Genomic DNA, 26,534 nt, shown 5'->3' with positions numbered 1-26,534 from the left:
GTCTCAGGCGATGCGCTGCTGGGTCTGCGGATCGAAATACACCGCCTTGTCGAGATTGAAGGCAAGCCGTGCCGTTTGGCCGGCGGCGATGCGGACATCGGCCCTGAGGCGTGCTACCACTTCCTTGCCGCCAAGCTTAGTGACGGCGAAGGTATCGGAACCGGCCGGCTCCACCACCTCGATCAGGCAATCGCCCTCGGCCAGCGAGCGGGCATTGCGGTCCGCTCCATCGGGATCGGTCAATGCTTCAGGGCGAATGCCGAAAACGATCTGCTTTCCGGCATGGGCGGCAAGGCTGCCGACGGATGAGACCGGCAAGCGCAGCGGCTCGGCGTCGGGACGCGCCAGCGACACCGCAAGATCGTTGCCGCCGCCTTCGACAGTCGCGCTGAGCAGGTTCATGGCCGGCGAGCCCATGAAGTCGGCGACGAACATATTGGCCGGGTTGTTGTAGATTTCCGCCGGCGTGCCGAACTGCTGCAACACGCCGTCCTTCAGGACGGCGATCTTGGTCGCCAGCGTCATCGCCTCGATCTGGTCGTGGGTAACATAGACGATGGTGGTCTTCATGCGCTGGTGCAGGCGCTTGATTTCGGTGCGCATGTCGACGCGCAGCTTGGCATCGAGGTTCGACAGCGGTTCATCGAACAGGAAGACCTGCGGATTGCGCACCAGAGCGCGCCCCATGGCAACGCGCTGGCGCTGGCCGCCGGAAAGCTGGCTCGGCTTGCGCTCCAGCAGATGGCCGATCTGCAGCATGTCAGCGACTTGGCGGATGGCCTTCTCACGTTCTTCCTTCGGCACCCCGCGGATTTCCATGCCGAATGCGATGTTTCCGGCAACTGTCATGTTCGGATAGAGCGCGTAGGATTGGAACACCATGGCGATGTCACGCTTCGAAGGGTGAAGCCCCGCGACCGATTTACCGTTGATGGCGATCTCGCCAGACGTGATCGGCTCCAGACCCGCGATCGTGTTGAGCAGCGTGGACTTGCCGCAGCCGGACGGGCCGACAAGCACCAGAAAGCCGCCCTCATCGATCTCAAGGTTGATGTTCTTCAGAATTTCCAGCGAGCCGTAGGACTTGCGCAGATCGGTGATTTTCAGAAACGACATGGCTTTAACCCTTTACCGCGCCGGACATCAGACCGCGCACGAAGTAGCGGCCGGAAACGATGTAGACGATGAGCGTTGGCAGGGCGGCGAGGATCGCGCCCGCGAAGTGAACGTTGTATTCCTTGACCCCTGTGGAGGAGGAGACGAGGTTGTTGAGCGCAACTGTCATCGGGGTCGAGGACGCGCCGGAGAACGAGGCCCCGAAAAGGAAGTCGTTCCAGATGTTGGTGAACTGCCAGATGACCGAGACGACGATGATCGGGCCGGACGACGGAAGCAGGATGCGCCGGAAAATCTGGAAGAAGCTCGCGCCATCAATCTGCGCCGCCCGCACCAGTTCGGTCGGAAACGCCTCGTAGTAGTTGCGGAAATAGAGCGTGGTGAAACCGAGACCGTAGATGACATGCACCATCACCAGACCCGTGGTCGAGCCGGCAAGCCCAAGCAGACCGAGGATGCGCGCCATCGGGATCAGCACGATCTGGAACGGGATGAAGCAGGAAAGCAGCAGCATGCCGAAGAAGATGCCTGAACCCGGAAAGCGCCATTTGGTCAGCACATAGCCATTGAGTGCGCCGATGATGGTGGAGATCGCAACCGCCGGGATCACCATCAGGATCGAATTGATGAAAAACGGGCGAAGGCCGGTCGGCTGCACGCCGATCTGCGCGGTGGACCATGCCGAAAGCCAGGGCTCGACCGTCCAGGTCTGCGGCAGGTTCAGCATGCCACCCTGGCGTATCTCGTCCAGCGGCTTGAAGGAATTGACCAGCATCACATAGAGCGGCAGCAGCGAATAGAGCGCAAAGAGGATCAGCACCGTATAGATGACCGCACGGGTAAAACGGGTGCTGGAGATGGCGTTGTCGGGGCTGGCGATGCTCATGACCGCTTCTCCGTTTTGATTTCAGAATAAAGGTAGGGAATAATGATCGAGAAGATCATTATGAGCATGATGATCGCCGAGGATGCGCCGATGCCCATGGAGTTGCGGGTAAAGGTGTAGGAATACATGAATGTCGCCGGAAGTTCGGTCGCCTGCCCCGGCCCGCCGCCGGTCAGGGCGACAATCAGATCGTAAGCCTTGATGGCGAGGTGGGCGAGCACGACGAAGGCTGAGAGGAAAACGGGCCGCATCAGCGGAATGATGATCCGACGGTAGATCGTCGTGGTCGAGGCGCCGTCGATCTGGGCCGCCTTGATGATCTCGTTGTCGACGCCGCGCAGACCCGCAAGGAACATCGCCATGATGAAGCCGGAGGATTGCCAGACGGCGGCGATGACCACGCAGTAGATGGCGTAGTTGCGGTCCTTGATCCAGTTGAAGGAGAAGCTTTCCCAGCCCCAGAGGTGCATGGTGTTTTCAAGCCCGATGCCGGGATCGAGGAACCACTTCCAGGCGGTGCCGGTCACGATGAAGGACAGCGCCATCGGATAGAGATAGATCGGTCGCAACAGGCCCTCGGCACGGATCTTCTGGTCAAGCAGGATCGCGAGGCCGAGGCCGAGCACCGAGCAAATGAGAATGTAGAGCGTGGCGAAAATCGCCAGATTTGATATCGCCCGCCACCAGTGCGGCAGCGCCCACAGCTTGGAATAGTTGCTCAGCCCCACGAAATTGTAGGAGGGCAGCATCTTGCTGTCCGTCAGCGACAGGTAACCCGTATAGGCGATGAAGCCGTAAACGAAGACGAGAACGATCAGGAAGCTCGGGGCAAGCACCAGCTTTGGCACTAAATCCTGCAACCGGCTGCGGCTATCCATGGCACCACCTTTGGCGCATACCTCCGGCCCCACAGTGGTCCGGATCGATCACGCACACGTTTTGAAACATTGATCCGCGGGCAATTTGAGCCGTTGGAAGAATAACCAAAGCCCCTCATCCGCCCTGTCGGGCACCTTCTCCCCGCCAGCGAGGAGAAGGGACAAGCGGCAATCTCTTTAGTCCCCTCTCCCCGCACGCGGGGAGAGGGCTGGGGTGAGGGGCAAACCCTCATACCCTGATGCTTACTTGGCACCTTCGACAGCGGCTACCAGTTCCTTGACCGCATCTTCAGACGAAAGCTCGCCGTTGAACTGGCGGGTCACGACGTCGTAGATCGCGTTCTTGACGGCAGCCGGGTTGGCATGGCCATGCGCCATCGAACCATAGAGCGAGCCGTTGGTGTTGGCTTCGGCAAGGTCCTTGATGGCCTTCTTGCCGCAGTCGTCGAAGGCTTCATCCGAAACGTCGGTGCGCGCCGGAGCCGAACCCTTGACGACGTTGAACGCCGACTGGAAGGCCGGGCTTTCGATGGCGGATGCCATGGTCAGCTGGGCCGGAACCTTGTCGTCGGCAACCTTGAACATCGCAAACTGGTCGGAGTTGAAGGTGACCGAGCCTTGCGTGCCGGGGAAGCGCATGCAGACGAAGTCCGTGCCCGGCTTCTTGCCGGCCTTGATGAACTCGCCCTTTGCCCAGTCGCCCATGAACTGCACGCCGGCCTTGCCTTCGATGACCATGGCGGAAGCGAGGTTCCAGTCACGGCCCGAGAAGTTGTCGTCCACATAGGAGCGCAGCTTGGTCATGCGGTCGAAGGCTTCCTTCATCTGGTCGCCGCCAAGGGTGGCGGAGTCGAGATCGATGAAGGCCTTCTTGTAGAAGTCGTTGCCGAAGGAAAGCACGACCGCATCGAAGATCGTCGCATCCTGCCACGGCTGGCCACCATGGGCGACCGGGGTGATGCCCTGTTCCTTGAACTTGTCGAGCAGAGCAACGAGCTCGTCCCAGTTGGTCGGCTCCTTGCCGCCGGCCGCGTCGAGTGCTGCCTTGTTCACCCAGACCCAGTTGGTGGAGTGAACGTTGACAGGTGCCGCGATCCAGTGGCCGTCATACTTCGAGAACTGCTGAAGCGCGGTCGGGATGACCTTGTCCCAGCCTTCCTTGGCGGCGATTTCATCGAGATTGCCGAGTGCGCCTTCCTTGGCCCAGTCGAGAATGTCGAAGCCGAGCATCTGCACGGCGGTCGGCGCATTGCCGGCAGTAACGCGGGCGCGCAGAACGGTCATGGCTTCCGTGCCGCCGCCGCCTGCAACCGGCATGTCGGTCCAGGAGATGCTCTTGGATTCAAGGTCTTTCTTCAGAACGTCGAGAGCCGCAGCTTCGCCGCCGGATGTCCACCAGTGCAGAACTTCAACATTTTCGGCTGCCTGAGCAATCGTCGTGCCCGTCAGGCCGGTCAGTGCCATAACGGCTGCAACTGCCGTCGTCGTCATCAACTTGCGCATCGTATTCCTCCCGTTTGCAAGTGTCAGGCGGTGGATTTTCTCCCCGCCACTCCCAACACCGACCGCCAAAAGCGCCCGGCAATTCATCGCGGCTCCCCGCCGCTGGAACAATTTAAAACGTTATAAATACCGGCAAGTCAAGCGCATGTGCGAAACTTCGAACAAATGCTTAATAGCCTTGATTAATAACGATAATTTTAACGCCAAGCATGCTGCAACGCAACATATAAAGTCATACTTTTCATGTTTAAAACGTTTTCACAAACCAAGATTGCACCTTGTTCCGTCGCGCGTTACAAAGACGCACAGTCTCAGCGTTCCGGAAATCCTGTCTTGGCCGAAACTCCGAAATCCACTCCTGTCGATGCGCCGCTCAAAGCGGCCAAGCCGACCCTGCGCACGATTGCCGACCTGACCGGCTTTGCGGTGACCACGGTTTCCCGCGCGCTCAGCAATGCGCCGCAGATTTCGGCGGAGACGCGACGGCGCGTGCATGAGGTGGCAGCCAAGATCGGCTACCTGCCCGACCGCGCCGCCCAGCGCCTGAAGACCGGCCGCACCAATGTCATCAGCGTGCTGCTCGATCCGCACGAGGAAATTCTGGGCTACGGGACGTCGCTGATGCTCGGCATCGCCAACGCCCTGAAGGACACGCCGTACCATCTCATCGTCACACCGAGCTTCGTCGCGGGCAGCAATGTCGATGCCATCCGGCACATCGTTCGAAACGGCATGGCAGACGGCATCATCTTCTCGCGCACCGAGCCCTTCGATCCGCGCGTGCGTTTGCTGCTCGAGCAGGGCTTTGCCTTCGTCACCCACGGCCGCACGGATTTCTCCACGCCGCACCCTTATGTCGATTACGACAACTTCACCTTCGCCTACGAGGCGACGAAACGCCTGATCGCCCGTGGCCGGAGCAAGCCAACCATCATCCTGCCGCCCAGGCGCATGACGTTCTGCCAGCATTTGCAGCACGGCTTCATGACCGCCGTGCGCGAGGCTGGTGTCGCTTACGAGATACCTGACGACATCGACCTGGACTGTCCCGTCGACGAGATCCGCGATTTCGTCAGTCGCCGCGCCGGACTGACCGACGCGCCCGACGGCTTCGTCTGCGGCGGCGAGGTCTCGGCACTGGCAACGATCACCGGCATGAGCGACCGCGGCCTGACGCTGGGCGCCGAATACGACATCGTCGCCAAGCAGACCTCGAAGCTGCTCGTCAACATCCAGCCCAAGGTCGAGACGATCTACGAAGATCTCGTCGATACCGGCTTTCGAATGGGCACGACACTGCTTGCCGCCATCGGCGGCGAGACCGATCCCGAAAAGCTGCAGACCCTGCTGAAGCCGACGATCGTTTTTCCCGCAAGAGGTTGAGCTTGCTTCCTCTTCTCCCCAGCGGGGAGAAGGTGGCGCGCAGCGCCGGATGAGGGGGAAGGCTGGCTCGGAATATGCAGCAAAGCCCCCCTCATCGCCTCGCACGCGCTCGGCACTTCTCCCCGCTGGCGAGAAGAAGGAGATCGTCGCAACCTTCACCGTTTCACAAGCCACGGACAGCAGACGAACAGGCGACATCGCCTTGTCGTTCAGCCGCCCTCCCTTCCGCAAGCGTGCCATGGTCCCGTCTCCTTAGCGCGGCATCCACCAGCCGGTGCGCTGGCCAATGTGCATGTTGAGCGTCTTGGTTTCGGTATAATCCTCCACCGCATGGCGGCCGAGTTCGCGGCCGAGGCCGGACTGGCGGTAACCGCCGAAGGGAAGCTCCGGCGTGCCATCCATGAAGGTGTTCATCCAGACCGTGCCGGCCCGCACCTTGCGGCCGATGGTCATGCAGGTGTCGAAATCCCGGCTCCAGACGCCGGCCGAAAGGCCGTAGTCAATGGAGTTGGCGATGCGGATTGCCTCGTCGATCGTTTCAAAGGAGAGCACCGACAGCACCGGCCCGAACACCTCTTCACGGGCAACGGCCATATCCGGCTTCACAGCCGAAAGGATGGTCGGGGACATGAACTGGCCGATACCGAGATCGAGCGACGAACCGCCATGAGCAACCGTGGCGCCATTGCCGGAAGCAGCCGAGACGTAACCGACGATCTTTTCCAGATGCTGCGGCGTGATGATCGCGCCGACCTTGGTTTCCGGATCGAGCGGATCGCCGACCTTCACCTTGGCAGACAGCGCCGCCACCCGCGAAACCACCTCATCGGCGATATCGCGATGAACGATCAGCCGCGAGCCGGCATTGCAGCATTCGCCGGCATTGAAGTAAGCGCCGAAGACGGCGGCATCGATGAACTCATCGAGATTGGCGTCGGGAAAGACGATCTGCGGGTTCTTGCCGCCAAGCTCCAGCGACACCTTCTTGAGCGTCTGCGCGGCATTGCTCATGGTGAGCTTGCCGACGCCCGTGGAGCCTGTGAAGGACACCATGTCGACCTCGGCGTGGCTGGTCATGATCGCGCCGACATCCGGGCCGGTGCCGGTGATGATGTTGACGGCACCGGCCGGGACGCCTGCGGCTTCCAGGATTTCACCGAGCAGCAATGTCGAGCCGGAGGTGAGCTCGGACGGCTTGACGACCGTGGTGCAGCCGGCAGCGAGAGCGAAGGGCAGCTTCTGGCTGACGATGAGGAACGGGAAATTCCAGGGTGTGATGATGGAGACGACACCGATCGCCTCGCGCAGCACGACGCCGAGGGTGCCGTCGCCCAGCGTATTGTAGCTTTCGCCGTGGAGATCACGGGCAAGGGCTGCTGCATAGCGCCAGATATCGGCGGCGCCGCCAAGCTCGGCCTTGGCCTGGCTGATCGGCTTGCCGGATTCGATGCAATCGAGATAAGCCAATTCATCGGCACGGGCGGCGATGAGATCGGCCGCCTTCAAAAGAACGAGCGAACGCTCGGAAGCCGTCATGCGCGGCCATGGGCCGTCCTCGAAGGCACGGCGGGCAGCGGCGATGGCGCGTTCGGCATCGGCCTTTTTCGCGGCAGGATAGCGGCTGACGACGACGCCATGACCGGGGGCTACACGCTCCAGCGTCTCGCCGGTTTCGGCCGCAACCCATTTGCCATCGATCAGCATGCGGAAGTCGCGCACCGCGACATCACCAAGCGCCTTGGGCTTTACCAGAACCGTCATTACCATTCTCCCTTGAATTCGGCCGGGCGCTTGGCGGCAAAGGCCGCAACGCCTTCCTTCATGTCGCCGGTCTTGGCGGCGAGTATCGAGCCCAGCGCCTCGACGGCAGCCCCGTTGTCCTCGCCATTGGCGACGGCGATCATCAGCTTGCAGATTTCCAATGCCGCCGGCCCATGCGCGGCGATTTTCTGGGCCTGTTCCTTCGCCTTCGCGAGCGCGGAACCGGGCTCGACGACATGATCGACGATGCCGAGCACACGGGCCTCTTCGGCCGTCAACATCTCGCCCGCCAGCACCATGCGGCGCACAGCCTGCGCACCAAAGCGCGACACCAACCGCTGCGTGCCCGACCAGCCCGGCACCATGCCGAGGCTGGTTTCCGGCAGGCCGATCTTGATCTGCGCTTCCGCGATGCGGACATCGGCGACAGCCGCCAGCTCCAGCCCGCCACCCAAAGCATGACCGTTCATGGCCGCGATGACCGGCATGCGCAGCGTCGCCAGCCGTTCGAACACACGATGGCCGAAGCGCACCCAGGCGTGACCGAATTCATTGGGACCCATCGCGCCCCACGCCTTGATGTCGCCGCCGGCTGAAAAGGCCTTGCCCTCCCCTGTCAGGATCACGACACGGATATCGGTATCAGTCTCGATCTTGTCGCAGGCGGCAGACAGCGCCTTCAGCATCTCGATATCGAGCGCATTGAGCTTATCGGGCCGCGATACCGTGAGAACAGCAACATGCCCTTCCCGCTCGATGCGGATACGCTCATCAGCCATGATACACCCCCGGCAGCGTGCGAACCGGCTTTTCGGGCAGGGTGAGACCGATCGGCGCTTCGCCGAACAGGGCCGCATCCATGACCTTCAACTTGTCGGAAACAATCAGCGGGAATTCCGACTGGTCGAGAATATGCGTCTGCAGGTCGATACCCGGCGCAATCTCGGTGAGCATGATGCCTTCCGGCGTCAACTTCAGCACGCAGCGCTCGGTGACATAGGTGATATCCTGCCCCTGCGCGACGCCGCGTGGACCGGAGAAGGTCACATGCTCGACGGCTTCCACCAGCTTCTTCAGCTTGCCTTCCTTCTCGATAACGAGCTTGCCATCGGCAATCGACAGCTTGGCGCCGGCATTGAACATGCCGGAGAAGACGATCTTCTTCGCCCGAGCGGTGATATCGACGAAGCCGCCGGCACCCGCCGTCACATGCGGCCGGAAGGAGAGCTTGGAGACATTTACAGAGCCATCACGGCCGATTTCGAGGAAGGAGAGCAGCGAGGCATCGAAGCCGGCACCCTGGAAATAGGTGAACTGATAGGGCGACGGCATATAGGCATCGGCATTGGAGGCACAGCCGAAGGCGAAATCGAGAAGCGGCACGCCGCCGACAGCCCCCTGCTCGATCACCCAGGTCACGGACCCATGCAGGCCTTCTTCCAGCAGAATGCGCGGCACGTTTGCCGAAATGCCGAAACCTAGATTAACGCAGCTGCCGCCCTCAAGCTCCTGTGCCACACGGCGGGCAATCACCTTCTGGATGTTGAACTCCGGCACGCGGAAGGTATCGAGCGGCCGGAAAATTTCGCCGGATATGGCCGGGTCGTAATCCGTCAGTGTCGTCTGCTTCTGCTCGGGATCGACGACGACATAATCGACGAGCATGCCGGGCACGCGCACATCATGGGGCTTCAGCGAGCCGGATTTGGTGATGCGCTTTACCTGCGCGATGATGATGCCGCCATTGTTGCGGGCGGCGAGCGCCTGATCGAGACCGCCGAGATAAGCGCCCTCATGTTCATAGGTGAGATTACCACGCTCGTCGGCCGTCGTGGCACGAATGATCGCCACCTGGGGCACGATCGACTTGAAAAACAGCCATTCCTCGCCCTCGAACTCGATCTTCTTGACCACGGGCTCGGCGGCGGCCTTGCCATTCATCGCACAGCCTTCGCGGGAAGGATCGACGAAGGTTTCGAGACCAGCCTTGGTCAGGACACCCGGCCGCTTGGCGGCGGCTTCGCGGTGCATGTCGAACAGGATGCCGGAGGGGATATTATAGGCCGGCATATCGTCATTGCCGATCATCTGCCAAATGACAGGCGGTTCGGAGGATGACGGGCCGGAGGGATAGGAGCCACCGATGATACGGGCCAGCAGGCCCTTCTTGGCAATATAATCGACACCCTTGATACCGCTCATGTCGCCGGCTGCGATCGGGTGCAGCGTCGTGATATTCCGGGGGTGGCCGGTCGCATCGAACCGCTCGCCGATTGCCTTCAGCATCAGGTCCGGGCAGCCGAGGCCGCTGGACGAGGAGACGGTGACGACGGCGCCATCCGGGATTAGGGCAGCGGCTTCAGCCGGGGTGATATGCTTACTCATGAGTTTCAAAGTCCGGATTCGATCTTGACGCTTGCGCCGGATACGGCGGCCTTGATGACGGCAAGGCCGGTCGCCAGCGACCAGATGCCATCTTCGCCGGTGCAGAGCGGCTTGCCCTTGCCGGCAATGGCGGCATCAAAGGCGTTGAGCGTATTTTCATAGAGATTGCTGTGGTCCACCGGCAGTTCCTGCTCGCCATCGGCATTGCGCAGGGTCACCGTACCGATCGGGCGCTGCGTCATGACGTTGCGGCCGATCAGCGAGCCTTCGGTGCCATGCACCTCAAAACCGGTCTCGGCGAATTTGGTGGTGAAGCCATCGTGAAACTGGGCAATGACGCCGTTTTCAAAGCGCAGAACGCCCATGACGGCATCTTCCAGCCCTGCCTTGCCCATGCCTCCAGCCTGGGAGAAAGCAACGGCTTCCACCGGATCGCTATCCAGCACGAAACGAAGCGTATCGGTGTCGTGGACCGTGATGTCGAGAATGACGCCGCCACCTGCTTCCGGCTTGTCGAGACGCCATCCCTGCAGATGCGGCGGCAGGTAGACAGCATGAAAAACGCGCGCCGATAGCGGCTTGCCGATCCGGCCCGCCTTGATGGCCTCACGCATCGCGCGGTGCGTCCCAGCAGCCCGCAGGTGATGATTGGTGGCCAGGACGACGCCGGAAGCCCGCGCGGCCTCAATCATCGCTCGCGCATCGTCAAGCGCCATGGCCAGCGGCTTTTCGCACAGCACATGCTTGCCCGCCTGGGCAGCGGCAATCGCCTGATCGCGATGCAACTCGTTGGTCGTCGAGATATAGACGGCATCGACATCGGGATCGCCGACCAGTTCGACCAGCGTCGTCACCGATTTCGGAATGCCATGGTCGCGGGCATAGGCCGCGCCACGCTCGGCGCTCGTGCTCATCACCGAAACGATCTCGCCGCCCACGGCGCGGATTGCATCGATCACCCATTCATGCGCGATCGTGCTCGCGCCGATCAAACCCCAGCGTGTCATATAAGAGCCAGCCTTTCCCTCTTGTCCGCCGCGCTGCCGCAGCTCTGGCGGATCACGAGCCGCACCGATCCGACGATCGCCTCGGCATCCGCCTTGCCCGCATTGATCTGCTTGAGAAGCAACTGCGCAGTGCGGCGGCCCATGCCCTGCGGATCGACGGAGACCGTCGTCAGCGCCGGCACCGCCGTCTTCGCCTCGATCACGTCGTCGAAACCGACGACGGCAAAATCCACACCCGGCTCCATGCGCTTGGCGCGCAGGCCATCGCAGGCGCCAAAGGCCACCGCATCATTGAAGCAGAGCGCCGCCGTGGGCTGCACGGCAAGCGAAAGCGCCCGCTCGACGGCCGCAACGCCACCGGCGCGCGATGGCGCCGAACCGATCACCAGCTCGCCGCTCGCCTCCAGCCCGGCATCGACAAGCGCGGCGCGATACCCCTGAAAGCGCTCGTTGAACACGGCCGTATCGGGAAAGCCGCCAAGGAAAGCGATGCGGCGGTGGCCGAGGCCGGTGAGATGCGTGACCGCCTCATGCGCGCCGGCATGGTTGTCCGAAATCATCGAAGAGACCTTCGCGCCGGGAACCTGACGAACAACATTGACCACCGGAACACCAGCCGCCACCAGCGACTTCAGGTCGGACGCTTCCGTGCCGCGCGCCGGCGACAGGATCAGACCGGAAATGCCATGTTCGCGCATCGAGGCGATAACCTCGCGCTGGCGATCGAGGCTTTCACCGGTATTGGCAAGAAATTGCACATAGCCGGCGGATTGCACGACCATGTCGATACCGACGGCAAGCTCGGCAAAGAAGCTGTTGGTCAGGTCGTTGACGACAACGCCGATGATCTTCGACTTGGCGTTGGACTGCCGCAAATTGGCCGCGCCGCGATTATAGACATAGCCAAGCTCGCGGATAACCGCATTGACCTTGGCGCGCGTCGCCTCGTTGACAAGGGGGCTTGCCTGCAGCACGAGCGAAACGGTCGACTTCGACACGCCGGCGGCGCGCGCAATATCGATAACCGTGACCCGTTCCTTGACCAAGACAATTTCCTCCCCTCGAGGTCTCCCGCCTCGAATGTGAAGGCAAAATAATTGGAACGTTCCAATATTGTCAAGCGGGAAGATGGAAAAATGATTAGCCCTGTGGATTGGTGCCCTGAAACCACGCAACACAGGAGTTCGTCATCCTCGGCCTTGCGCCGAGGATCTACAGGATATCGGCAAATCAAAGCCTTGCAGATGCTCGGGACAAGCCCAAGCATGACGAATGAGGGCTTTTCAGGCTCTCCCAGCAAAAGCCCATATAGTCCCTCCTACGCACCTCCCCACTACCATTGCCAAAAACAAACACTTGAAATTTGGAACGATCTAAATTATCCGACCGTCAACTGAGGAGGAAATCCATGTCTGACGCCCTGTTGCTGCCCCGCGCCGATGGCACGGTGGAGACCTACCATCTGTCCGGAACGCCGATTGCCCGGCCAGCCTCTGTGCCGCGCTTCAGCCGTATCGCCTATGCCGCCGCGCATGTGGTCTCCGATCCGCTGCGCGACCTCCAGCCTTGGGGCAATCCGGCGATCGATTGGGACACGACGCTTGCCTTCCGTCACCACCTCTGGTCGCTCGGCTTCAAGATCGCCGAAGCCATGGACACCTCGCAGCGCGGCATGGGGCTGGATTGGGCCGGCGCGCAGGAACTGATCCGCCGCTCGCTCGCAGAAGCACGCACCGTCGAGGGCGCTGATCTCGCCTGCGGCGCCGGCACCGACCATCTCGCGCCGGAAAATACCCGCTCGCTGGACGACGTGATCAAGGGCTATGAGGAACAGGTCGGTTTCGTCGAAAAGCAGGGCGGCCGCTCGATCATGATGGCAAGCCGAGCGCTCGCCCGCATCGCCCGCTCACCGGACGATTACCGCAAGGTCTATGGCCACATCCTCAGCCAGACGAAGGACAAGGTGGTGCTGCACTGGCTCGGCAATATGTTCGACCCGCAACTCAGGGGCTATTGGGGCTCCGAGAATTTCGAGACGGCGCTCGAAACCGTGCTCTCCATCATCGAGGAGAACAAGGCCAAGGTCGAGGGCATCAAGATCTCGCTGCTCGACAACGCCTGTGAAGTGGCGCTGCGCAACCGTCTGCCCGATGGCGTGCTCTGCTTCACCGGCGACGACTTCAACTATGCGGAACTGATCGAAGGCGATGGCGAGAAGTACAGCCACGCGCTGCTCGGCATCTTCGACGCGGTCGCCCCGTCCGCCTCAAAGGCGCTGGCGGCGCTGGCCGAAGGCGACGTCGAAACCTTCCGCTCGGTTATCGAGCCCACCGTGCCGCTCTCGCGCAAGATTTTCGAGACGCCGACGCAATATTACAAGGCCGGCGTCGTCTTCCTCGCCTGGCTGAACGGTCACCAGAAGCACTTTACCATGCCGGCCGGCATGCAGTCCGCCCGTGGGGTGCTGCACTATGCCGATATCTTCCGGCTTGCCGACAAGGCCAACGTGCTCGATCGGCCGGAATTGGCCGTCGAGCACATGAAGGCTTTTATGACGGTTCAGGGAATTTAGAACTTCGACTGCGCGAGAAGAATCTCGCGGGCGATCTGCTCCAGCGGCACGACCTTGTCGACGCCGCCATGGGCAATCGCTTCCTTCGGCATGCCAAAGACGACCGAGGTCGCCTCGTCCTGGGCGATGTTGAAAGCTCCTGCCCGCTTCATCTCTTCCATGCCGCGCGCGCCATCATCACCCATGCCGGTCATGATCACGCCCATGGCATTGGCACCAGCAGCACGCGCCGCAGACCGGAACAGCACGTCGACCGAAGGACGATGACGCGAGACCAGCGGCCCGGTCTTCACCGAGACATGATAGCGCGCACCCTGCCGCTCCAACAGCATATGTTTGTCGCCGGGCGCGATCAGAACATGTCCGCGCAGCACGGGATCACCGTCTTCCGCTTCCTTGACTTCGACCTCACAAAGACTGTTCAGCCGTTTGGCAAAGGCGGCCGTGAATTTTTCCGGCATGTGCTGAACGATGACCATGCCCGGGGCATTGGCAGGCAGCGCTTCCAGCATCTCGCGCAGGGCTTCCGTCCCGCCAGTCGAGGCGCCGACGCAAACGACCATTTCCGTCGTTTTCGCCATGGCGCGGCCAGTTGGCGGCGGTAGCATGGCATCCGCCGTCAGCTTGGCGGCAGGGCCGGAAGCTGCAGCGCCGCTCGTTCGTGCAGACGGTCGGCGGACGCCGGAAATACGGGCTTGCGCGGCGCTCTTCACCACCTCGCGGATGCGCATGCCGCTTTCCGCCAGATGATCGGCGGCGCCTATCTTCGGCTTCAAAATGATATCGACAGCACCCGCTTCCAGCGCCTGCAACAAGGTTTCCGAGCCGACTTCCGTCAGCGACGAACACATGACGACCGGGATCGGATGCTGCGCCATCAGCTTGCGCAGGAAGGTGATGCCATCCATGCGCGGCATCTCCACATCCAGCGTGATGACATCGGGAATGTCTTCCTGAATGCGCTTTGCCGCCATGAAAGGATCGGAGGCTGCCCCCATCACCTCGATATCGGGGTCCTGGCTGAGGATCGCCGTCATCGTCTGGCGAACGCTGGCACTGTCATCGACAATCAGGACCCGGATCTTCTTACCCATTTCGATCTGCCTTTCAGCGCTTTCGATGCAAACTCCTCCGCTCGCAGAAAACGCATGTTTGAGATTAGACGCGCTGAAACACCGTGTTGGAAACCTGCTTCAGCGGCAGGTCGATGCCGGTGATCGATTCCGAATGTCCGATAAACATATAGCCGCCGGGCACAAGGCAATCCGTCAGACGCGACAGAACGGTGGCCTGCGTCGGTTTATCGAAATAGATCAGCACGTTGCGGCAGAAGATGATGTGCATGGGGTCACCCACCGGATATTTGGCATCCATCAGGTTCATGCGTGCAAAACCTATGCGAGACCGAAGCCGCGGCGAAATGCGGATGTCATTGTTGCCGGGACGGGCCGAGCGCATCACATATTTGCGCATCATGTCCGATGGCACGGGTGCCACGAGATCGGCCGGATAAATGCCCTGATGCGCGGTCTGCAGGACATCCGTGCTAAGGTCGGTCGCAAGGATCGAATAATCGAGTTCGCGACGGTCCTCGATGAAATCCTGCATCACCATGGCGATCGTGTAGGGTTCGGCCCCTGTAGAGCAAGCCGAACTCCAGATGCGCAGCTTGCGGTGCCCATGTTTGACGAGAGCCGGCAAGGCACTTTCGGCCATATAGTCGAAATGTCTGGATTCGCGGAAGAAATCCGTCTTGTTGGTGGTGACGGCATCGATGAGGTAGACGGCCTCATGCTCGATGCCGCCATCGTTGAAGAGATAGTCGCAGTAGTCGTCGAAGCTGATGATGTTGGTTGCCCGAAGGCGGCGACGAAGCCGGCCTTCGAGCATCGTCAGCTTGCTCTGCGGCATCTTGATGCCGCTGTAGTCGTAGATGTAGCGGGCAAGCCGGTCGAAATTGCGTTTGCTGATGCGGTCATTGACCGCCTGCATCGGGCGGGGCGCAGCATTCATCGACTGTTATCCTCAGGCAGCGCCGGGCAGGGCCAGAAGGGCGGTTTCCTCGCGCGAAAGAAGGCTTGCGAGATCGATGATCACGACAAAGCCGCCTTCGCGACGAACGACCCCGGCGATGTAGCCGGAGCGCCAGCGGACCCCGATATCGGGGGCCGCCTCCACCTGATCCTTGCGGAACGGCGTGACTTCAAAAACCCGGTCAGCCACGAGGCCGAGGCAGAGCATGCGGCTTTCCAGCGGGATATCCATGACCAGCACCCGCGTATGGGATGTCGGCACGGTCTTGGAAAGGCCGAGCTTCAACCTCAGATCGATGGTCGGCACGCCCTGCCCGCGCACATCGCGCAGGCCGAGCAGATAATCGGGACCGTTGGGGATCTTGAAGGCTTCCTCATAGTCGAGGATCTCCCGGACCACCTCGACGGGAACGGCGAAGACTTCATCGCCCAGGCTGAACGTCACGTATTGGGATTCGAGAGATACTGTTGCCATGGTTTATGCGCTTTCTCTGAAGTCTGCGTCGTCGGCATCCGGTCCACCCATGGAGAGGTCAAGGGCGAAACCCTTGGCCCGCGCCTGCTGGGCCGACACTGTGTTGGCGGCTGGTGAAGAAGACGGCTTGCGGGCAACGACCTTGGTGGTGGCCTTCACCGGCTTGCGGGCAGCTGCAACCTTCACGCCGGCGCCATCGACCTTGAAGAAGGCGATCGAGGCCTGAAGCTCCTCCGCCTGCGCGGCGAGTTCTTCCGACGTCGCCGACATCTGCTCGGATGCACCGGCGTTCTGCTGGGTCACCTTGTCGAGCTGCTGGATCGCCTCGTTGATCTGGCTGGCACCGATATCCTGTTCGCGGCACGCAGCCGAGATTTCGGCGACGAGTTCGGCGGTCTTGCGGATGTCCGGAACCAGACGGTTCAGCATCTCACCGGCCTCAGCAGCAGCCTTGACCGTGTCGCCGGACATCTGACCGATTTCGGCAGCAGCCGACTGCGAGCGTTCGGCAAGCTTGCGGACTTCGGAAGCCACAACCGCAAAACCCTTGCCATGCTCGCCGGCACGGGCCGCTTCAACGGCGGCGTTCAGTGCGAGCAGGTCGGTCTGGCGAGCGATTTCCTGAACGATGGAAATCTTTTCGGCGATCGTGCGCATGGCGCTGACGGCGCGGGAAACCGCTTCCCCGCTGGCTTCGGCGTCCTTGGACGACTGACGAGCGATCTTTTCGGTCTGGGCGGCGTTGTCCGCGTTCTGCTTGATGTTGGCCGCCATCTCTTCCATCGAAGCCGAGGCTTCTTCGGCGGATGCCGCCTGTTCGGTCGCGCCCTGGGAAATCTGCTCGGAGCTGGCCGAAAGTTCCTGGCTGCCGGCCGATACGTTGTCGGAGGCCGAGAGAGCATCGGCCACGACGCCGCGCAGGCGTTCGACCATGCGCTCCAGCGCAAGACCCAGCGTATCCTTTTCCGAAAGCGGCGTCGGCTGAACCGTCAGGTCGCCATCGGCGATCTTGTCGGCAATGCTGGCCGTGTTGCGCAGGTTTGCGGTCATGCGCTGCATCGAATTGACGAGATCCTTGATCTCGTCATTGCTCTTGTGCTCGATCTCGTAGTTGAGATCGCCGATGCTGACCGCATCCGCCAGATCGCCGGCACGGCGCAGCGCGCGGGAAATGTTGAGCGAGATCCAGAGGGCCGCCGCGATTGAAAAGAGGGTCAGGCCAACGGTTGCCGAAATCAGCAGCAGGCGCGACTGGGCATATTGTTCGTTGGTCGCAGCGTCGGTTTCCTTGACGTTGCCGGTGACGATGACGTTGATTTCGTCGATCACCGCCAGTGCCTTGTTCATGACCTCGCGACCGGCACCCATCGAGATGCTGGCAGCCAGCGTGTTGGACTCGGTCGTGTTCTGGACCGCAAGATCGATCATGCGCTTCTGCAGCGGCAAATACTGATCGAAGAGGCCACGAAACTCGTTCGCCTTTGCGGCAACGGCCGGATCCGCGGAATTTGCAAGGTCGCCGATCATCGTGCCGAGTTTGGCCTGACCATCGGTCAGCGACTTTACAAAGTCCTGAATCTCGGCCGGATTGGTGTTGAGGATCGCATTCTTTTCGGCACGGACCGTGTTGTTAAACTCGGCGGTCATGTCCGCGAGTTCCTTCATGTCAGCGATCGGCTCCTCGACCATTTGCGTGATGGCGGAATTGAGCGAGGCCAGATTGTAGATCGACAGGCCGGCCATGCCGCCCGTCAGGAGAATAATGACGGCGAACACTATTCCCAGCTTGAGTTTGATCGTCATACGCATTGTCACTGTCCTTCAGTGGTTCGGAACGTTGAGAGGCTTGCGGAGCCATGTCTTTTCAATGTCCGAGCCAGCTGGCGGTAGGTGACTGATTCACGTCCGCGAAACCGGTGGTGTCGGATAGGTACTTCGGCCGCGCATACACACGCGAGCCCCGACGGCCCCGGGCGGGCCGCCGGTCATCCGGGAAGGCTTTAGGCGCTCTGCCGGAAGTGATCGTCTTCAGCATCCGGACCGCCCATGGAGAGGTCCAGGGCAAAGCCCTTGGCGCGCGCCTGCTGGGCCGCAACCGAGTTGCCCGCAGGGGCTACCGGGCGCTTGGCCGCCGGCGCCTTGACTGCTGCGGATTTGCTGGCCGCCTTGGCCGCAACCGGCTTCTTCGGTGCAGCGGAACCCTCGACCTTGAAGAAGGCGATCGAGGCCTGAAGCTCCTCCGCCTGGGCGGCAAGCTCTTCCGACGTCGCCGACATCTGCTCGGAGGCGCTGGCGTTCTGCTGGGTCACCTTGTCGAGCTGCTGGATCGCTTCGTTGATCTGGCTCGCACCGATATCCTGTTCTCGGCAGGCGGCGGAGATTTCCGTCACCAGTTCCGCGGTCTTGCGGATATCCGGAACCAGACGATTGAGCATCTCACCGGCTTCGGCAGCAGCCTTGACCGTATCGCCGGACATCTGGCCGATTTCGGCAGCAGCCGACTGGGAGCGTTCGGCAAGCTTGCGGACTTCGGAAGCGACGACCGCGAAACCCTTGCCATGCTCGCCGGCACGGGCTGCTTCCACAGCTGCGTTCAAAGCGAGAAGGTCGGTCTGGCGGGCGATTTCCTGGACGATGGAAATCTTCTCGGCAATGGTCCGCATCGCGCTGACGGCGCGGGTCACGGCTTCGCCGCTCATTTCCGCATCCTTGGCCGACTGACGGGCAATCTTTTCCGTCTGGGCGGCATTGTCGGCGTTCTGCTTGATGTTGGCGGCCATCTCTTCCATCGAAGCCGAGGCTTCTTCGGCGGATGCCGCCTGTTCGGTCGCCCCCTGGGAGACCTGTTCCGAGCTGGCCGAAAGTTCCTGGCTGCCTGCGGAGACGTTGTCGGAGGCCGACAGAGCATCGCCGACGACACCGCGAAGGCGCTCGATCATCACATTGACGTTGCCGAGCAGGACGCCGATTTCGTCATTGTTGGTGATTTCGGCCATCTTGGTGAGGTCACCTTCCGCAACATCGGAAACAGCGGTCGTCGCGCGGCGAAGACCCTTGCTGATGGTCATCGAAATCCAGATGGCTGCGGCGATTGCGATGAGGACAGCAAGACCGGCGGCGCCCGTCATCATCACGCGCGTGGAGTTATAAAGTTCCTCGGCAGCCGTGCCGGCTTCCTGGAGACGACCTTCCTCAAGCTTGACGATTTCTTCGAGAATGGCGTCAATCTCGTTGGCGCTGGCGCGGGCGGTGGTCACGGAGATATTGTCAGCAGCAGCCTTGTTGCCGACGCTCAGGAAGTTGCGGATCTGCGCTTCCGCCTCATCGGACTGAACCGCGAGCGTGCGCAGCTTGGCCCAGCGGGCCCTGCCCTGTTCGGTCGCCTTGGATTCGGCTTCGGCGAGCAGCCCCTCGAAAGCCTTGCGGGCGGCGTCACCCTTTGCACGGGCGGCCTCCGCTTCCTTTTCGGTAGTTGCAGCCAGAAGGTTCTTCTGCTGGCGAATGGATTGCAGTTCTTCGATATTAATCTGCTGGGCAAGCTTCAGGCGGGCGGCGGGGCCCTGCAGAACCTGCTCCAGGTTCTCATTCAGCGTGCCGAGGCTTAGGATGCCATAGCCGGCAGTTGCGAGAAGCAAGGCAATAATGAAGCCGAAGGCTATGCCCAGCTTGAGTTTGATCGTAAATCGCATTTTTGAAATTCCTTCTCGCTGAGCCGCCTGGCGGCCTCGGCCCTAGGCTTCTTTCCGGGACGAAAAGATCGCCTGCAGATTCGGGAGGATGATGAATTGTCCGTCGCGTTTGACGAGGCAGTTGATGTAGTCGGCCCGCCATTTCATGCCGACGCTCGGCGGGGGCTCGCTCATGTCTCGTGAGAGGGTGGTGACTTCATTCACCTTGTCCGTTCTGAGGCCGACCAAGGTCAGTTCGCCCTGCAGCTCGATTTCAATGACGACGATGCGGCTATCGATCGTCGCTTCGCCCGCTTCCATGCCGAAAGCGAGACGGATATCCGCAAGCGGAATGACCTTGCCGCGGAAATTGATGACGCTGCCCACGAAGGGCATGGCGCCGGGAACGATGGTCTCAGGCAACAGGTCAAGGATTTCCTGAACCATGATCGCCTCGAGCGCAAAAGTCTCGCCGTGCAGATCGAAGGTCAGAACCTCGAGTTCGCCGTCATCGTTCCAGTGCATATCGGCGTTCTGCCGGAGATTTGTCTGAAGCCTGTCACTCATCCCGCCGCGCGCAGATGCGCCTCCTGTTGCTGTCCGGCCGCCACCAGATGGGCGACATCGAGGATAAGGGCGACGCTGCCGTCGCCGAGAATGGTCGCGCCCGAGAAAGTCGCGACGTCATGATGAAGCTTGGACATCGACTTGATGACCGTCTGGTGATCGCCGATGATCTGGTCGACGACCATGCCGACCCGCTCCGTGCCGGTGGAGATGACCACCACCTTCTGGTGCGTGTCGGGCTTGGTGCCGGTGCGGAAGAGATCGCGCAGGCGCAGGAACGGCACGAGGCTGTCACGCAGCGAGATGAAGCTGCGGCCGCGCGAACGCAGATCCTCTTCCAGCGAAAGCTCGAGGCATTCCTCGACCGCCGACAGCGGAATGACGTAACGCCCCTCGCCCACCCGCACGAGCAGGCCATCGATGATGGCGAGCGTGAGGGGAATGCGCAGCGCAACCTCGGAGCCCTGCCCCGGCTTGCTGACGATATCGATCGCACCCCGCAGGGCCTCGACCGTCTTCTTAACCACATCCATGCCGACGCCGCGTCCGGAAAGGTTGGTCACCTGGGCTGCCGTCGAGAAACCCGGCTGGAAGATCATCTGCAAGAGGTCCTGATCGGAAATCTGCTGGCCCGGCTGCATGAGGCCGGAGGACTCCGCCTTCGCGCGGACCCGCTCGCGGTTGATGCCGCGACCGTCGTCCTTGATGGTGATGATCACTTCGCCGCCAGCCTGACGGGCAGACAGGATGACCTTACCGGCCTCTTCCTTGCCGGCTGCACGCCGCTCTTCCGGGGTCTCAAGACCATGGTCGATGGAGTTGCGGACGAGATGGACGAGAGGATCGGCCAGACGTTCGATGACGGTCTTATCGACCTCGGTGGTCTCGCCTTCGGTTTCCAGCTCGATGATCTTGCCGGTTTCGCGGGCCAGATCATGCACGAGACGGCGGAAGCGTCCGAAGAGGCTGCCGACCGGCACCATGCGCAAGACCATCATTGTGTCGCGCAGTTCGCCGGAGAGACGTTCGATTTCTTCGGAGACCGAGCGCAACTGGATATCCATGCTGGTGCTGGCAAGCTGACGCAGGCGCGACTGGGCGATAACGAGCTCACCGACGCGGTCCATCAGTTCGTCGAGGCGTTCTGCGGGAACGCGAACGTTTTCGGCAGCCTTGGCCTGTTGTGCCGTTTCAGGCGCAGGTGCCGAACGCTGAGCTGGCGCTGCAGCAGCCACCGGCTCAGGCGCCTTTGGCGCGGGTGCCGGCGGAGCAACAGGCGCTGCAACGGCGACCGGGGCAACGACCTCCGCCACGACCGGTGCGGCAGGAGCCGCGGTCTCGGCAGCAAAGGTTTCGACGTCGAGCTTCATGTCGTCAAGGACGAAGATAAAGACATCATCGATTGCCGAGCGCGGCTGGTCTGTGGTCAGCGTGACATCCCAGGAGACGTAAAGCTCGGTCGGGACAAGAACGTCGAGCGAGGGAATGGCGGAGGTATCGGCCACCACCTTGCATTCGCCGAGGTCACGAAGCTCATCGAGCAGGCCCAGCGGGTTGGTGCCGTTGACCATGGAATTGAGCGGCAGGCTGAAGCGGATGCGGAACGTGTTTGTCCCACTTTTCTCTTCGGCCACTTCGACCGGGGCAGCACTGGCGACGACAGCCGCCGGCGCATCCCCGCCCTCGACAGCATGGCGCAACTGGGCAAGCAGCCGCTCGCCGATATCGCCGTGGTCGTCGGTCGGGTTTTCGATCAGGGCGCGCATATGATCCTGCGCGGCAAGAACGGCGGCAACCAGTTCGCTGGTGGCCGGCTTCTCACCCTTGCGAACCCGGTCGAAGGCCGTTTCGCAATGGTGGGTAAAGGCCGCGAGCGCGTCGAAGCCAAACATGGCTCCCGATCCCTTGAGCGTATGCAGTCCGCGGAACACCGCGTCGATCTGGTCCTTGTCATTGAGACGGTGGGTAAGATCGAGAAGGCCGGTTTCGATCTGCTCCAGCAGTTCGGCCGCCTCGATACGAAAGACTGCTACGGGATCGGGCATACTCATCTGCCGAGGACCTTCTTGACGATCTTGACGAGGTTTTCAGGGTCGAAAGGTTTGGTCAGCCAGCCGGTCGCACCGGCGGCCTTGGCGCGGGCCTTGAGGTCGGCATCCGATTCCGTCGTCAGGAAGATGATCGGAACGCCCATATGAGCCGGAAGCTTGCGCAGCTCCTCGATCATCGTCAGGCCGTCCATGATCGGCATGTTGAGATCGGTGACGATCAGGTCGTATTCGCCGGCCTTGGCCTTTTCCAGACCTTCTGCGCCGTTCACCGCCTCGGTGATTTCATACCCGGCATTGGTCAGGGTTACCTTGGTCGTCAGCCGAATGCTCGCGCTGTCATCGACCGTCAAAATCCGTCCGCTCATTGCTGTGCCTTTCCATGAAACCAGAATTTTTCGTCCTCTTCCGAGAAGCCGGCGACAAAACCGCCGCGCTCGAGGACACTGCGCACCTGCGCGTTTGCCTGTTGGGCAAGGTTCAAAGTGACGCCCGACGATTTCGCGCGGATTCGCGCGGACTCGATCAGTTGAATGAAGCTCAGATCGACGTCGCAATCGTCAGGAACGTGTATAGTCAAAGCCCTTTCGGAAGAAAGTTTTTCCGAAATTATATTCTGTATATCGAATATAGTCTTGATATTTAGCTTTGACGGCAAATTTATCGAATAATTTACGATGTTGTTTTCGACCATGCCAGCCCCGCTAAACAGTGAATACTAGTGAACCTTCTTCTGGAATCTCACGCCAGCCTTAACATGGCGTAAATGCAGGTTGTATTTGAATGCACTTATTGCGAGTCTGTTCACTATGAAATTTTACCCGGTACTTTTCACTGCGCCACGTCAAATAATTCAATTAAATTAATATTATCAATATATTAGACTGCCGTAATCGGAATCCGGCAAAATATGGCATGGCAAACACGTGCCCCGGCCGGCGTCAGTCGAGCTGTATCAGGGTGCAACGTGGACGAGTCTGCGATTTACCAGAAGTTTGCACCCTTCAACTATTGATTGGCGCAACAATATTTGGAAGTCGAGGTTCCCGTGACACAGAATGCAGCCATTGCCCGACATCATGATCACGGCACCTCAAGTCGCATCAGCGACAAGCTGGAGGCGGCGCGCAGCAAGGTCGAGCAACGTTTTCTCGAGGGCGGCAATGTTCTTCTCTCGGTCATGGACGTCCTGAACCGGCTGCTGGCCTCGCTCGACAATATCAGCCGCTCGCTGGAAACCGGTTCGGCCAACGACACCATGGCCGACCTGCTGGCCACAGTGAAGAACCTCTCCGATCTTCCGGATATTCAGGCGAGCCGCCAGACGCATCTGAGCGCGCTGGCCGAAGCCGGCTCCGGCATGCGCAGCCATGTCGAGGACATGCAGGAGACCATGCGCTACCTGCAGACGTTTGCCGTGACCGTGAAGATCACAGGCGCCGGCCTGCCGGAATTTTCCGGTTTTGCCGAAGAGATCCTTGAGCGCATCCGCTCCGGCACGGCCGAAGTCAAGAGCTTTGCCGACCAGCTGGCAGCACTTGAAAAGGAACTCGGTGTCGCCCGCAGTTTTGGCAGCGACATCTCCAAACAATATGCCCAGACGGTTCCAGATGTCGTGCGTGCCCTCGAAAAGGACGCTCGCACCATCACTGAAAATCGCGCCAAGCTCGGCGTCATCGCCCGCGAGGTCTCGGTCCTTGCCCGCGGCATTCAGTCGAAGGTCGCCACCACGCTCTCAGCTCTTCAGATCGGCGACATCACCCGCCAGCGTATCGAGCATGTGCAGGCCTCGCTGTCGATGCTCGACGATAGCCTTGACAGTCAGGAAGGCCGCGCCCTTTCCGGCGCGGAGCGTGAGCGCCTTTCCAATCTGATCCATCATCTTTGCGCCGCGCAGTTGGTCGAAATGGTCGAGGATTTTCAGCGCGATAGCCGCAACGTCGTGCAGACCATCGCCAGCTTCGGCGGCGATACCCAGGAAATCCTCAACCTGCGCAGCCAGATGCAGGGCGGCGGCAGCGAAGACAATTTCATGCGCGCGCTGGAAGACAGCGTCACCAAGGCGCTTGGCATCGTCAAGCAGGTCGAAGCCGCAAGCCTGAAGGCTGATGCCGTCAGCCAGTCCACGGCCTCGACCGCATCCCGCCTGCTCGAAGGCATCGGCAATATCCGCGGCGTCAAGATGGACATCCATTATATGGCGCTGAACACCAACCTGCGCTGCAGCAGGCTTGGCGAGGAAGGCCGCTCGATCAACGTCGTCACCGGCGAATTGCGAATCTTCGCCGCCAAGCTGGATGAATCCGCCGACCATATCGTCGATGGCCTCTCCCGCCTCGACAAGGCAGCTGACGCCATGAATGCGACAGCAAGCTCCGGTTCTCAGGGGCTTGGTGAACGCCTGAACGGCGCCGTCTCCAACATCCGCGACACGGCAAACGCCATGGAAGGCGAGCTTGCCGCCCTTTCCGAACATGGCCGCGAGGTCGCAACCCAGATCAGCCTGATGATCGCCAAGCTCGATTTCCAGCACGATCTCGGCGAAATCCTGTCCACCTGCGCCGACGAGCTTTGCACGATCGCAGGCTCTGAAATCGCCTCGACCGAAGGTCTCGACGCGGTGCTCGGCGGCCTTTCCCAGCGCATCTTCAAGACCTACACGATGGTCCAGGAGCGCAATGTGCACAACGCCGTCATCCCGCAGATGGAAGCCTTCGGAACGCCGGCCGTCGCGCCCGCAAAAGAAGTGCAGAGCGACGAGGATCTGTTCGAAGACGCATTGTTCTGATGGCGTTTCCTGCGGGATCATGCTCAAAGGCTGAACCCGCATCGAGACCTCGAAGAGCTGACGCATGACGAAGACCACCGACCTGTTGCGCAAGAAACTGCGCAAATGGCGCAACCGCACCGCCCGGCGGCTTTTGAACACCCGCGTCGGCCGCGAAATGCTGGTCGCCTCGATCAGCCCCCGCGTCATCACCATGACCGCCGATTGCGGCGATCACGTCATGACCTTTTCGCCGCATGATTACGTCGGCCGCAAGATCTATCGCAAGGGTCATTTCGAGCGCGATCATGTCGAGCGGCTGCTCGGAATCCTCAAGCAGCGCTCATTGCTGGACGCCGACAAGGTACTGCTGGAACTCGGCGGCAATATCGGCACCCAGACGATCTATTTCGCGCTGGCCAAGGCCTTCAGGCACATCGTCAGCGTCGAGCCAGACCCCCGCAATTTCGAGATGCTGGAAACCAATCTTGCACAGAACGATCTTAAGGCGCAGGTCACAGCTGTCCTATGTGCGGCCGGCGAAACCGAAGGCGAGATCGCCTTCTTCCAGCACCAGGCGAATTTCGGCAAGAGCAGCGCCATCCGCCAGAGCGAAAGCGACCGCGAGATCAAGGTTCCGGTGCGCCCCGTCGGCGCAATCCTGCGCAATGCCGGTTTCAGCGAGGAAGATGTCGGCCTGGTCTGGATGGATATCGAGGGATATGAGCCCGTCGCCTGCCGATCGATGCAGGCGCTGATGGCGCGGCGCGTGCCGCTCTATATGGAGTTTTCGCCAACCTTCTACGGCCGCGAAGGCACCATCGCTTTCGCGGCGGAGCTTGCCCGCCATTACGAGCACTGCATCGTCTTCCGCGAAGACGAGCAGGAGGAAATGAAGGTCAAGGATATCCCGCTCGGAGAAGAGCAGTTCGATCTTTTCCTGATGCCGTGATCAGCGCCTCCGGTACAGGAAATAACGCCCCTCATCGACCGTTTCCGGCAACGGCAAGGCTTCGAGATCCGGATGCTCCAGCGGCAGGCCCGACGCGGCAAGACCGCCCCTGGCAATGGCGCCTGCGGCAAGCTGCGGCAGCCACGTCAGCGTCTTGGCATCCTTATCGTCATAGCCGGTGCCGATATCGGCATGAAAAAGCACGGCTTCCGAACCGATAAACGGTTGCGCCGTCTCGCGAATTTCGCCGATGACAAGGTTTTCCAACGGTGGCAGGGACGAGCCATGAGCGCCAACCGCCCGGTCGAAGGCGATAATGCGATGCTCGGGAAAAAGCTCGCGCAGATGATCGAAGGTTCGGCCGTTGCCAAGCCCGATTTCGAGGATCGCGCCATCCTTTTCGCGCACCTCGCCGCTGATATGGTTGAGAACATCCCGCTGGGCGCTGAGGCGGCGGATGAAACTATCGAGACGGCTCATTCGTATCGTGCCCATGTTGCTTGCTGATGAACCCGCTTAACACGCATCGCCGC

At 61.0% G+C, this 26,534-nt stretch carries 23 protein-coding genes; 4 read left to right on the top strand and 19 right to left on the bottom strand.

Going from position 1 to position 26,534, the window contains the following annotated elements; genetic code table 11:
* Positions 1 to 3: 3 nt before the first annotated feature.
* The 4 genes from BLX89_RS04850 to BLX89_RS04835 form a co-directional block, all read right to left on the bottom strand.
* Positions 4 to 1,116 (bottom strand): ABC transporter ATP-binding protein, encoded by a 1,113-nt coding sequence (locus BLX89_RS04850; RefSeq protein WP_075289521.1) that lies wholly within the window; start codon positions 1,114 to 1,116, stop codon positions 4 to 6.
* Positions 1,117 to 1,120: 4 nt separating this feature from the next.
* Entirely contained in the window at positions 1,121 to 2,002 is an 882-nt protein-coding gene (locus BLX89_RS04845) for a carbohydrate ABC transporter permease (RefSeq protein WP_075289520.1), read from the bottom strand.
* Positions 1,999 to 2,880 (bottom strand): carbohydrate ABC transporter permease, encoded by an 882-nt coding sequence (locus BLX89_RS04840; protein WP_075289519.1) that lies wholly within the window; start codon positions 2,878 to 2,880, stop codon positions 1,999 to 2,001. The genes BLX89_RS04845 and BLX89_RS04840 overlap by 4 nt, the downstream gene beginning before the upstream one ends.
* Positions 2,881 to 3,123: 243 nt before the next feature.
* Positions 3,124 to 4,383: an ABC transporter substrate-binding protein gene (locus tag BLX89_RS04835; RefSeq protein ID WP_075289518.1), complete on the bottom strand. Its 1,260-nt coding sequence runs from the start codon at positions 4,381 to 4,383 to the stop codon at positions 3,124 to 3,126.
* A 333-nt stretch (positions 4,384 to 4,716) separates the two neighbouring features.
* Between BLX89_RS04835 and BLX89_RS04830 the strand changes: the two genes are divergently transcribed.
* Entirely contained in the window at positions 4,717 to 5,766 is a 1,050-nt protein-coding gene (locus tag BLX89_RS04830; protein WP_075289517.1) for a LacI family transcriptional regulator, read from the top strand.
* Positions 5,767 to 6,018: 252 nt separating this feature from the next.
* Here BLX89_RS04830 and BLX89_RS04825 read toward each other — a convergent pair whose 3' ends face one another.
* Genes BLX89_RS04825 through BLX89_RS04805 form a run of 5 tightly spaced genes read right to left on the bottom strand, consistent with a single transcriptional unit; the run spans position 6,019 to position 11,965 of the window.
* Complete coding sequence (locus BLX89_RS04825; protein ID WP_075289516.1) at positions 6,019 to 7,527, bottom strand: aldehyde dehydrogenase family protein; 1,509 nt, start codon at positions 7,525 to 7,527, stop codon at positions 6,019 to 6,021.
* Positions 7,527 to 8,306 (bottom strand): enoyl-CoA hydratase/isomerase family protein, encoded by a 780-nt coding sequence (locus tag BLX89_RS04820; RefSeq protein WP_075289515.1) that lies wholly within the window; start codon positions 8,304 to 8,306, stop codon positions 7,527 to 7,529. The genes BLX89_RS04825 and BLX89_RS04820 overlap by 1 nt, the downstream gene beginning before the upstream one ends.
* Complete coding sequence (locus tag BLX89_RS04815; protein ID WP_075289514.1) at positions 8,299 to 9,912, bottom strand: acyl CoA:acetate/3-ketoacid CoA transferase; 1,614 nt, start codon at positions 9,910 to 9,912, stop codon at positions 8,299 to 8,301. Before BLX89_RS04815 ends, BLX89_RS04820 begins: the two co-directional genes overlap by 8 nt.
* Before the next feature lie 5 nt (positions 9,913 to 9,917).
* A complete protein-coding gene (locus tag BLX89_RS04810; protein WP_075289513.1) occupies positions 9,918 to 10,919 on the bottom strand; it encodes a Gfo/Idh/MocA family protein in 1,002 nt (333 codons plus the stop codon).
* Positions 10,916 to 11,965, bottom strand: coding sequence for a LacI family DNA-binding transcriptional regulator (locus BLX89_RS04805; protein WP_075289512.1), 1,050 nt, complete (start codon positions 11,963 to 11,965; stop codon positions 10,916 to 10,918). The genes BLX89_RS04810 and BLX89_RS04805 overlap by 4 nt, the downstream gene beginning before the upstream one ends.
* Before the next feature lie 362 nt (positions 11,966 to 12,327).
* Here BLX89_RS04805 and BLX89_RS04800 point away from each other — a divergent pair, with 362 nt between their 5' ends.
* Entirely contained in the window at positions 12,328 to 13,491 is a 1,164-nt protein-coding gene (locus BLX89_RS04800; RefSeq protein ID WP_075289511.1) for a dihydrodipicolinate synthase family protein, read from the top strand.
* Here BLX89_RS04800 and BLX89_RS04795 read toward each other — a convergent pair.
* The 9 genes from BLX89_RS04795 to BLX89_RS04755 form a co-directional block, all read right to left on the bottom strand.
* Positions 13,488 to 14,585, bottom strand: a complete 1,098-nt coding sequence (locus tag BLX89_RS04795) for a protein-glutamate methylesterase/protein-glutamine glutaminase (RefSeq protein ID WP_075289510.1) — start codon at positions 14,583 to 14,585, stop codon at positions 13,488 to 13,490. The two genes, BLX89_RS04800 and BLX89_RS04795, sit on opposite strands and share 4 nt — an antisense overlap.
* 64 nt (positions 14,586 to 14,649) lie before the next feature.
* Positions 14,650 to 15,504 (bottom strand): CheR family methyltransferase, encoded by an 855-nt coding sequence (locus tag BLX89_RS04790; RefSeq protein WP_075289509.1) that lies wholly within the window; start codon positions 15,502 to 15,504, stop codon positions 14,650 to 14,652.
* A 12-nt stretch (positions 15,505 to 15,516) separates the two neighbouring features.
* The gene (locus BLX89_RS04785; protein WP_075289508.1) at positions 15,517 to 15,999 is read right to left on the bottom strand and encodes a chemotaxis protein CheW; all 483 of its coding nucleotides are present in this window, start codon (positions 15,997 to 15,999) and stop codon (positions 15,517 to 15,519) included.
* Between the two features lie 3 nt (positions 16,000 to 16,002).
* Positions 16,003 to 17,808 (bottom strand): methyl-accepting chemotaxis protein, encoded by a 1,806-nt coding sequence (locus BLX89_RS04780; RefSeq protein ID WP_075289507.1) that lies wholly within the window; start codon positions 17,806 to 17,808, stop codon positions 16,003 to 16,005.
* Between the two features lie 191 nt (positions 17,809 to 17,999).
* Positions 18,000 to 19,688, bottom strand: coding sequence for a methyl-accepting chemotaxis protein (locus tag BLX89_RS04775; RefSeq protein ID WP_075289506.1), 1,689 nt, complete (start codon positions 19,686 to 19,688; stop codon positions 18,000 to 18,002).
* A 42-nt stretch (positions 19,689 to 19,730) separates the two neighbouring features.
* A complete protein-coding gene (locus tag BLX89_RS04770; RefSeq protein WP_143523519.1) occupies positions 19,731 to 20,192 on the bottom strand; it encodes a chemotaxis protein CheW in 462 nt (153 codons plus the stop codon).
* A 38-nt stretch (positions 20,193 to 20,230) separates the two neighbouring features.
* The gene (locus BLX89_RS04765; protein ID WP_075289504.1) at positions 20,231 to 22,285 is read right to left on the bottom strand and encodes a chemotaxis protein CheA; all 2,055 of its coding nucleotides are present in this window, start codon (positions 22,283 to 22,285) and stop codon (positions 20,231 to 20,233) included.
* Complete coding sequence (locus BLX89_RS04760; protein WP_075289503.1) at positions 22,282 to 22,650, bottom strand: response regulator; 369 nt, start codon at positions 22,648 to 22,650, stop codon at positions 22,282 to 22,284. Before BLX89_RS04760 ends, BLX89_RS04765 begins: the two co-directional genes overlap by 4 nt.
* Complete coding sequence (locus BLX89_RS04755; protein WP_075289502.1) at positions 22,647 to 22,976, bottom strand: hypothetical protein; 330 nt, start codon at positions 22,974 to 22,976, stop codon at positions 22,647 to 22,649. Before BLX89_RS04755 ends, BLX89_RS04760 begins: the two co-directional genes overlap by 4 nt.
* A gap of 354 nt (positions 22,977 to 23,330) precedes the next feature.
* Here BLX89_RS04755 and BLX89_RS04750 point away from each other — a divergent pair, with 354 nt between their 5' ends.
* The gene (locus BLX89_RS04750; RefSeq protein WP_075289835.1) at positions 23,331 to 25,070 is read left to right on the top strand and encodes a chemotaxis protein; all 1,740 of its coding nucleotides are present in this window, start codon (positions 23,331 to 23,333) and stop codon (positions 25,068 to 25,070) included.
* A gap of 64 nt (positions 25,071 to 25,134) precedes the next feature.
* Positions 25,135 to 26,001: an FkbM family methyltransferase gene (locus tag BLX89_RS04745; RefSeq protein WP_075289501.1), complete on the top strand. Its 867-nt coding sequence runs from the start codon at positions 25,135 to 25,137 to the stop codon at positions 25,999 to 26,001.
* Here BLX89_RS04745 and BLX89_RS04740 read toward each other — a convergent pair whose 3' ends face one another.
* The gene (locus BLX89_RS04740) at positions 26,002 to 26,481 is read right to left on the bottom strand and encodes a class I SAM-dependent methyltransferase (protein WP_075289500.1); all 480 of its coding nucleotides are present in this window, start codon (positions 26,479 to 26,481) and stop codon (positions 26,002 to 26,004) included.
* Positions 26,482 to 26,534 lie beyond the last annotated feature (53 nt).

It is taken from the genome of Pararhizobium arenae (genome assembly GCF_001931685.1).
GTDB lineage: Bacteria > Pseudomonadota > Alphaproteobacteria > Rhizobiales > Rhizobiaceae > Pararhizobium > Pararhizobium arenae.
This window is presented reverse-complemented; position numbering and strand designations above follow the sequence as displayed.

What these genes read in the sequence shown, in the direction of transcription:
- BLX89_RS04775 (WP_075289506.1), bottom strand. Translation starts at nt 19,688, where the DNA reads ATGCGATTTACGATCAAACTCAAGCTGGGCATAGCCTTCGGCTTCATT.
- BLX89_RS04815 (WP_075289514.1), bottom strand. Translation starts at nt 9,912, where the DNA reads ATGAGTAAGCATATCACCCCGGCTGAAGCCGCTGCCCTAATCCCGGAT.
- BLX89_RS04740 (WP_075289500.1), bottom strand. Translation starts at nt 26,481, where the DNA reads ATGAGCCGTCTCGATAGTTTCATCCGCCGCCTCAGCGCCCAGCGGGAT.
- BLX89_RS04755 (WP_075289502.1), bottom strand. Translation starts at nt 22,976, where the DNA reads ATGGTCGAAAACAACATCGTAAATTATTCGATAAATTTGCCGTCAAAG.
- BLX89_RS04825 (WP_075289516.1), bottom strand. Translation starts at nt 7,527, where the DNA reads ATGACGGTTCTGGTAAAGCCCAAGGCGCTTGGTGATGTCGCGGTGCGC.
- BLX89_RS04785 (WP_075289508.1), bottom strand. Translation starts at nt 15,999, where the DNA reads ATGGCAACAGTATCTCTCGAATCCCAATACGTGACGTTCAGCCTGGGC.
- BLX89_RS04820 (WP_075289515.1), bottom strand. Translation starts at nt 8,306, where the DNA reads ATGGCTGATGAGCGTATCCGCATCGAGCGGGAAGGGCATGTTGCTGTT.
- BLX89_RS04800 (WP_075289511.1), top strand. Translation starts at nt 12,328, where the DNA reads ATGTCTGACGCCCTGTTGCTGCCCCGCGCCGATGGCACGGTGGAGACC.
- BLX89_RS04795 (WP_075289510.1), bottom strand. Translation starts at nt 14,585, where the DNA reads ATGGGTAAGAAGATCCGGGTCCTGATTGTCGATGACAGTGCCAGCGTT.
- BLX89_RS04790 (WP_075289509.1), bottom strand. Translation starts at nt 15,504, where the DNA reads ATGAATGCTGCGCCCCGCCCGATGCAGGCGGTCAATGACCGCATCAGC.
- BLX89_RS04770 (WP_143523519.1), bottom strand. Translation starts at nt 20,192, where the DNA reads ATGCACTGGAACGATGACGGCGAACTCGAGGTTCTGACCTTCGATCTG.
- BLX89_RS04835 (WP_075289518.1), bottom strand. Translation starts at nt 4,383, where the DNA reads ATGCGCAAGTTGATGACGACGACGGCAGTTGCAGCCGTTATGGCACTG.
- BLX89_RS04850 (WP_075289521.1), bottom strand. Translation starts at nt 1,116, where the DNA reads ATGTCGTTTCTGAAAATCACCGATCTGCGCAAGTCCTACGGCTCGCTG.
- BLX89_RS04780 (WP_075289507.1), bottom strand. Translation starts at nt 17,808, where the DNA reads ATGCGTATGACGATCAAACTCAAGCTGGGAATAGTGTTCGCCGTCATT.
- BLX89_RS04765 (WP_075289504.1), bottom strand. Translation starts at nt 22,285, where the DNA reads ATGAGTATGCCCGATCCCGTAGCAGTCTTTCGTATCGAGGCGGCCGAA.
- BLX89_RS04745 (WP_075289501.1), top strand. Translation starts at nt 25,135, where the DNA reads ATGACGAAGACCACCGACCTGTTGCGCAAGAAACTGCGCAAATGGCGC.
- BLX89_RS04810 (WP_075289513.1), bottom strand. Translation starts at nt 10,919, where the DNA reads ATGACACGCTGGGGTTTGATCGGCGCGAGCACGATCGCGCATGAATGG.
- BLX89_RS04845 (WP_075289520.1), bottom strand. Translation starts at nt 2,002, where the DNA reads ATGAGCATCGCCAGCCCCGACAACGCCATCTCCAGCACCCGTTTTACC.
- BLX89_RS04840 (WP_075289519.1), bottom strand. Translation starts at nt 2,880, where the DNA reads ATGGATAGCCGCAGCCGGTTGCAGGATTTAGTGCCAAAGCTGGTGCTT.
- BLX89_RS04760 (WP_075289503.1), bottom strand. Translation starts at nt 22,650, where the DNA reads ATGAGCGGACGGATTTTGACGGTCGATGACAGCGCGAGCATTCGGCTG.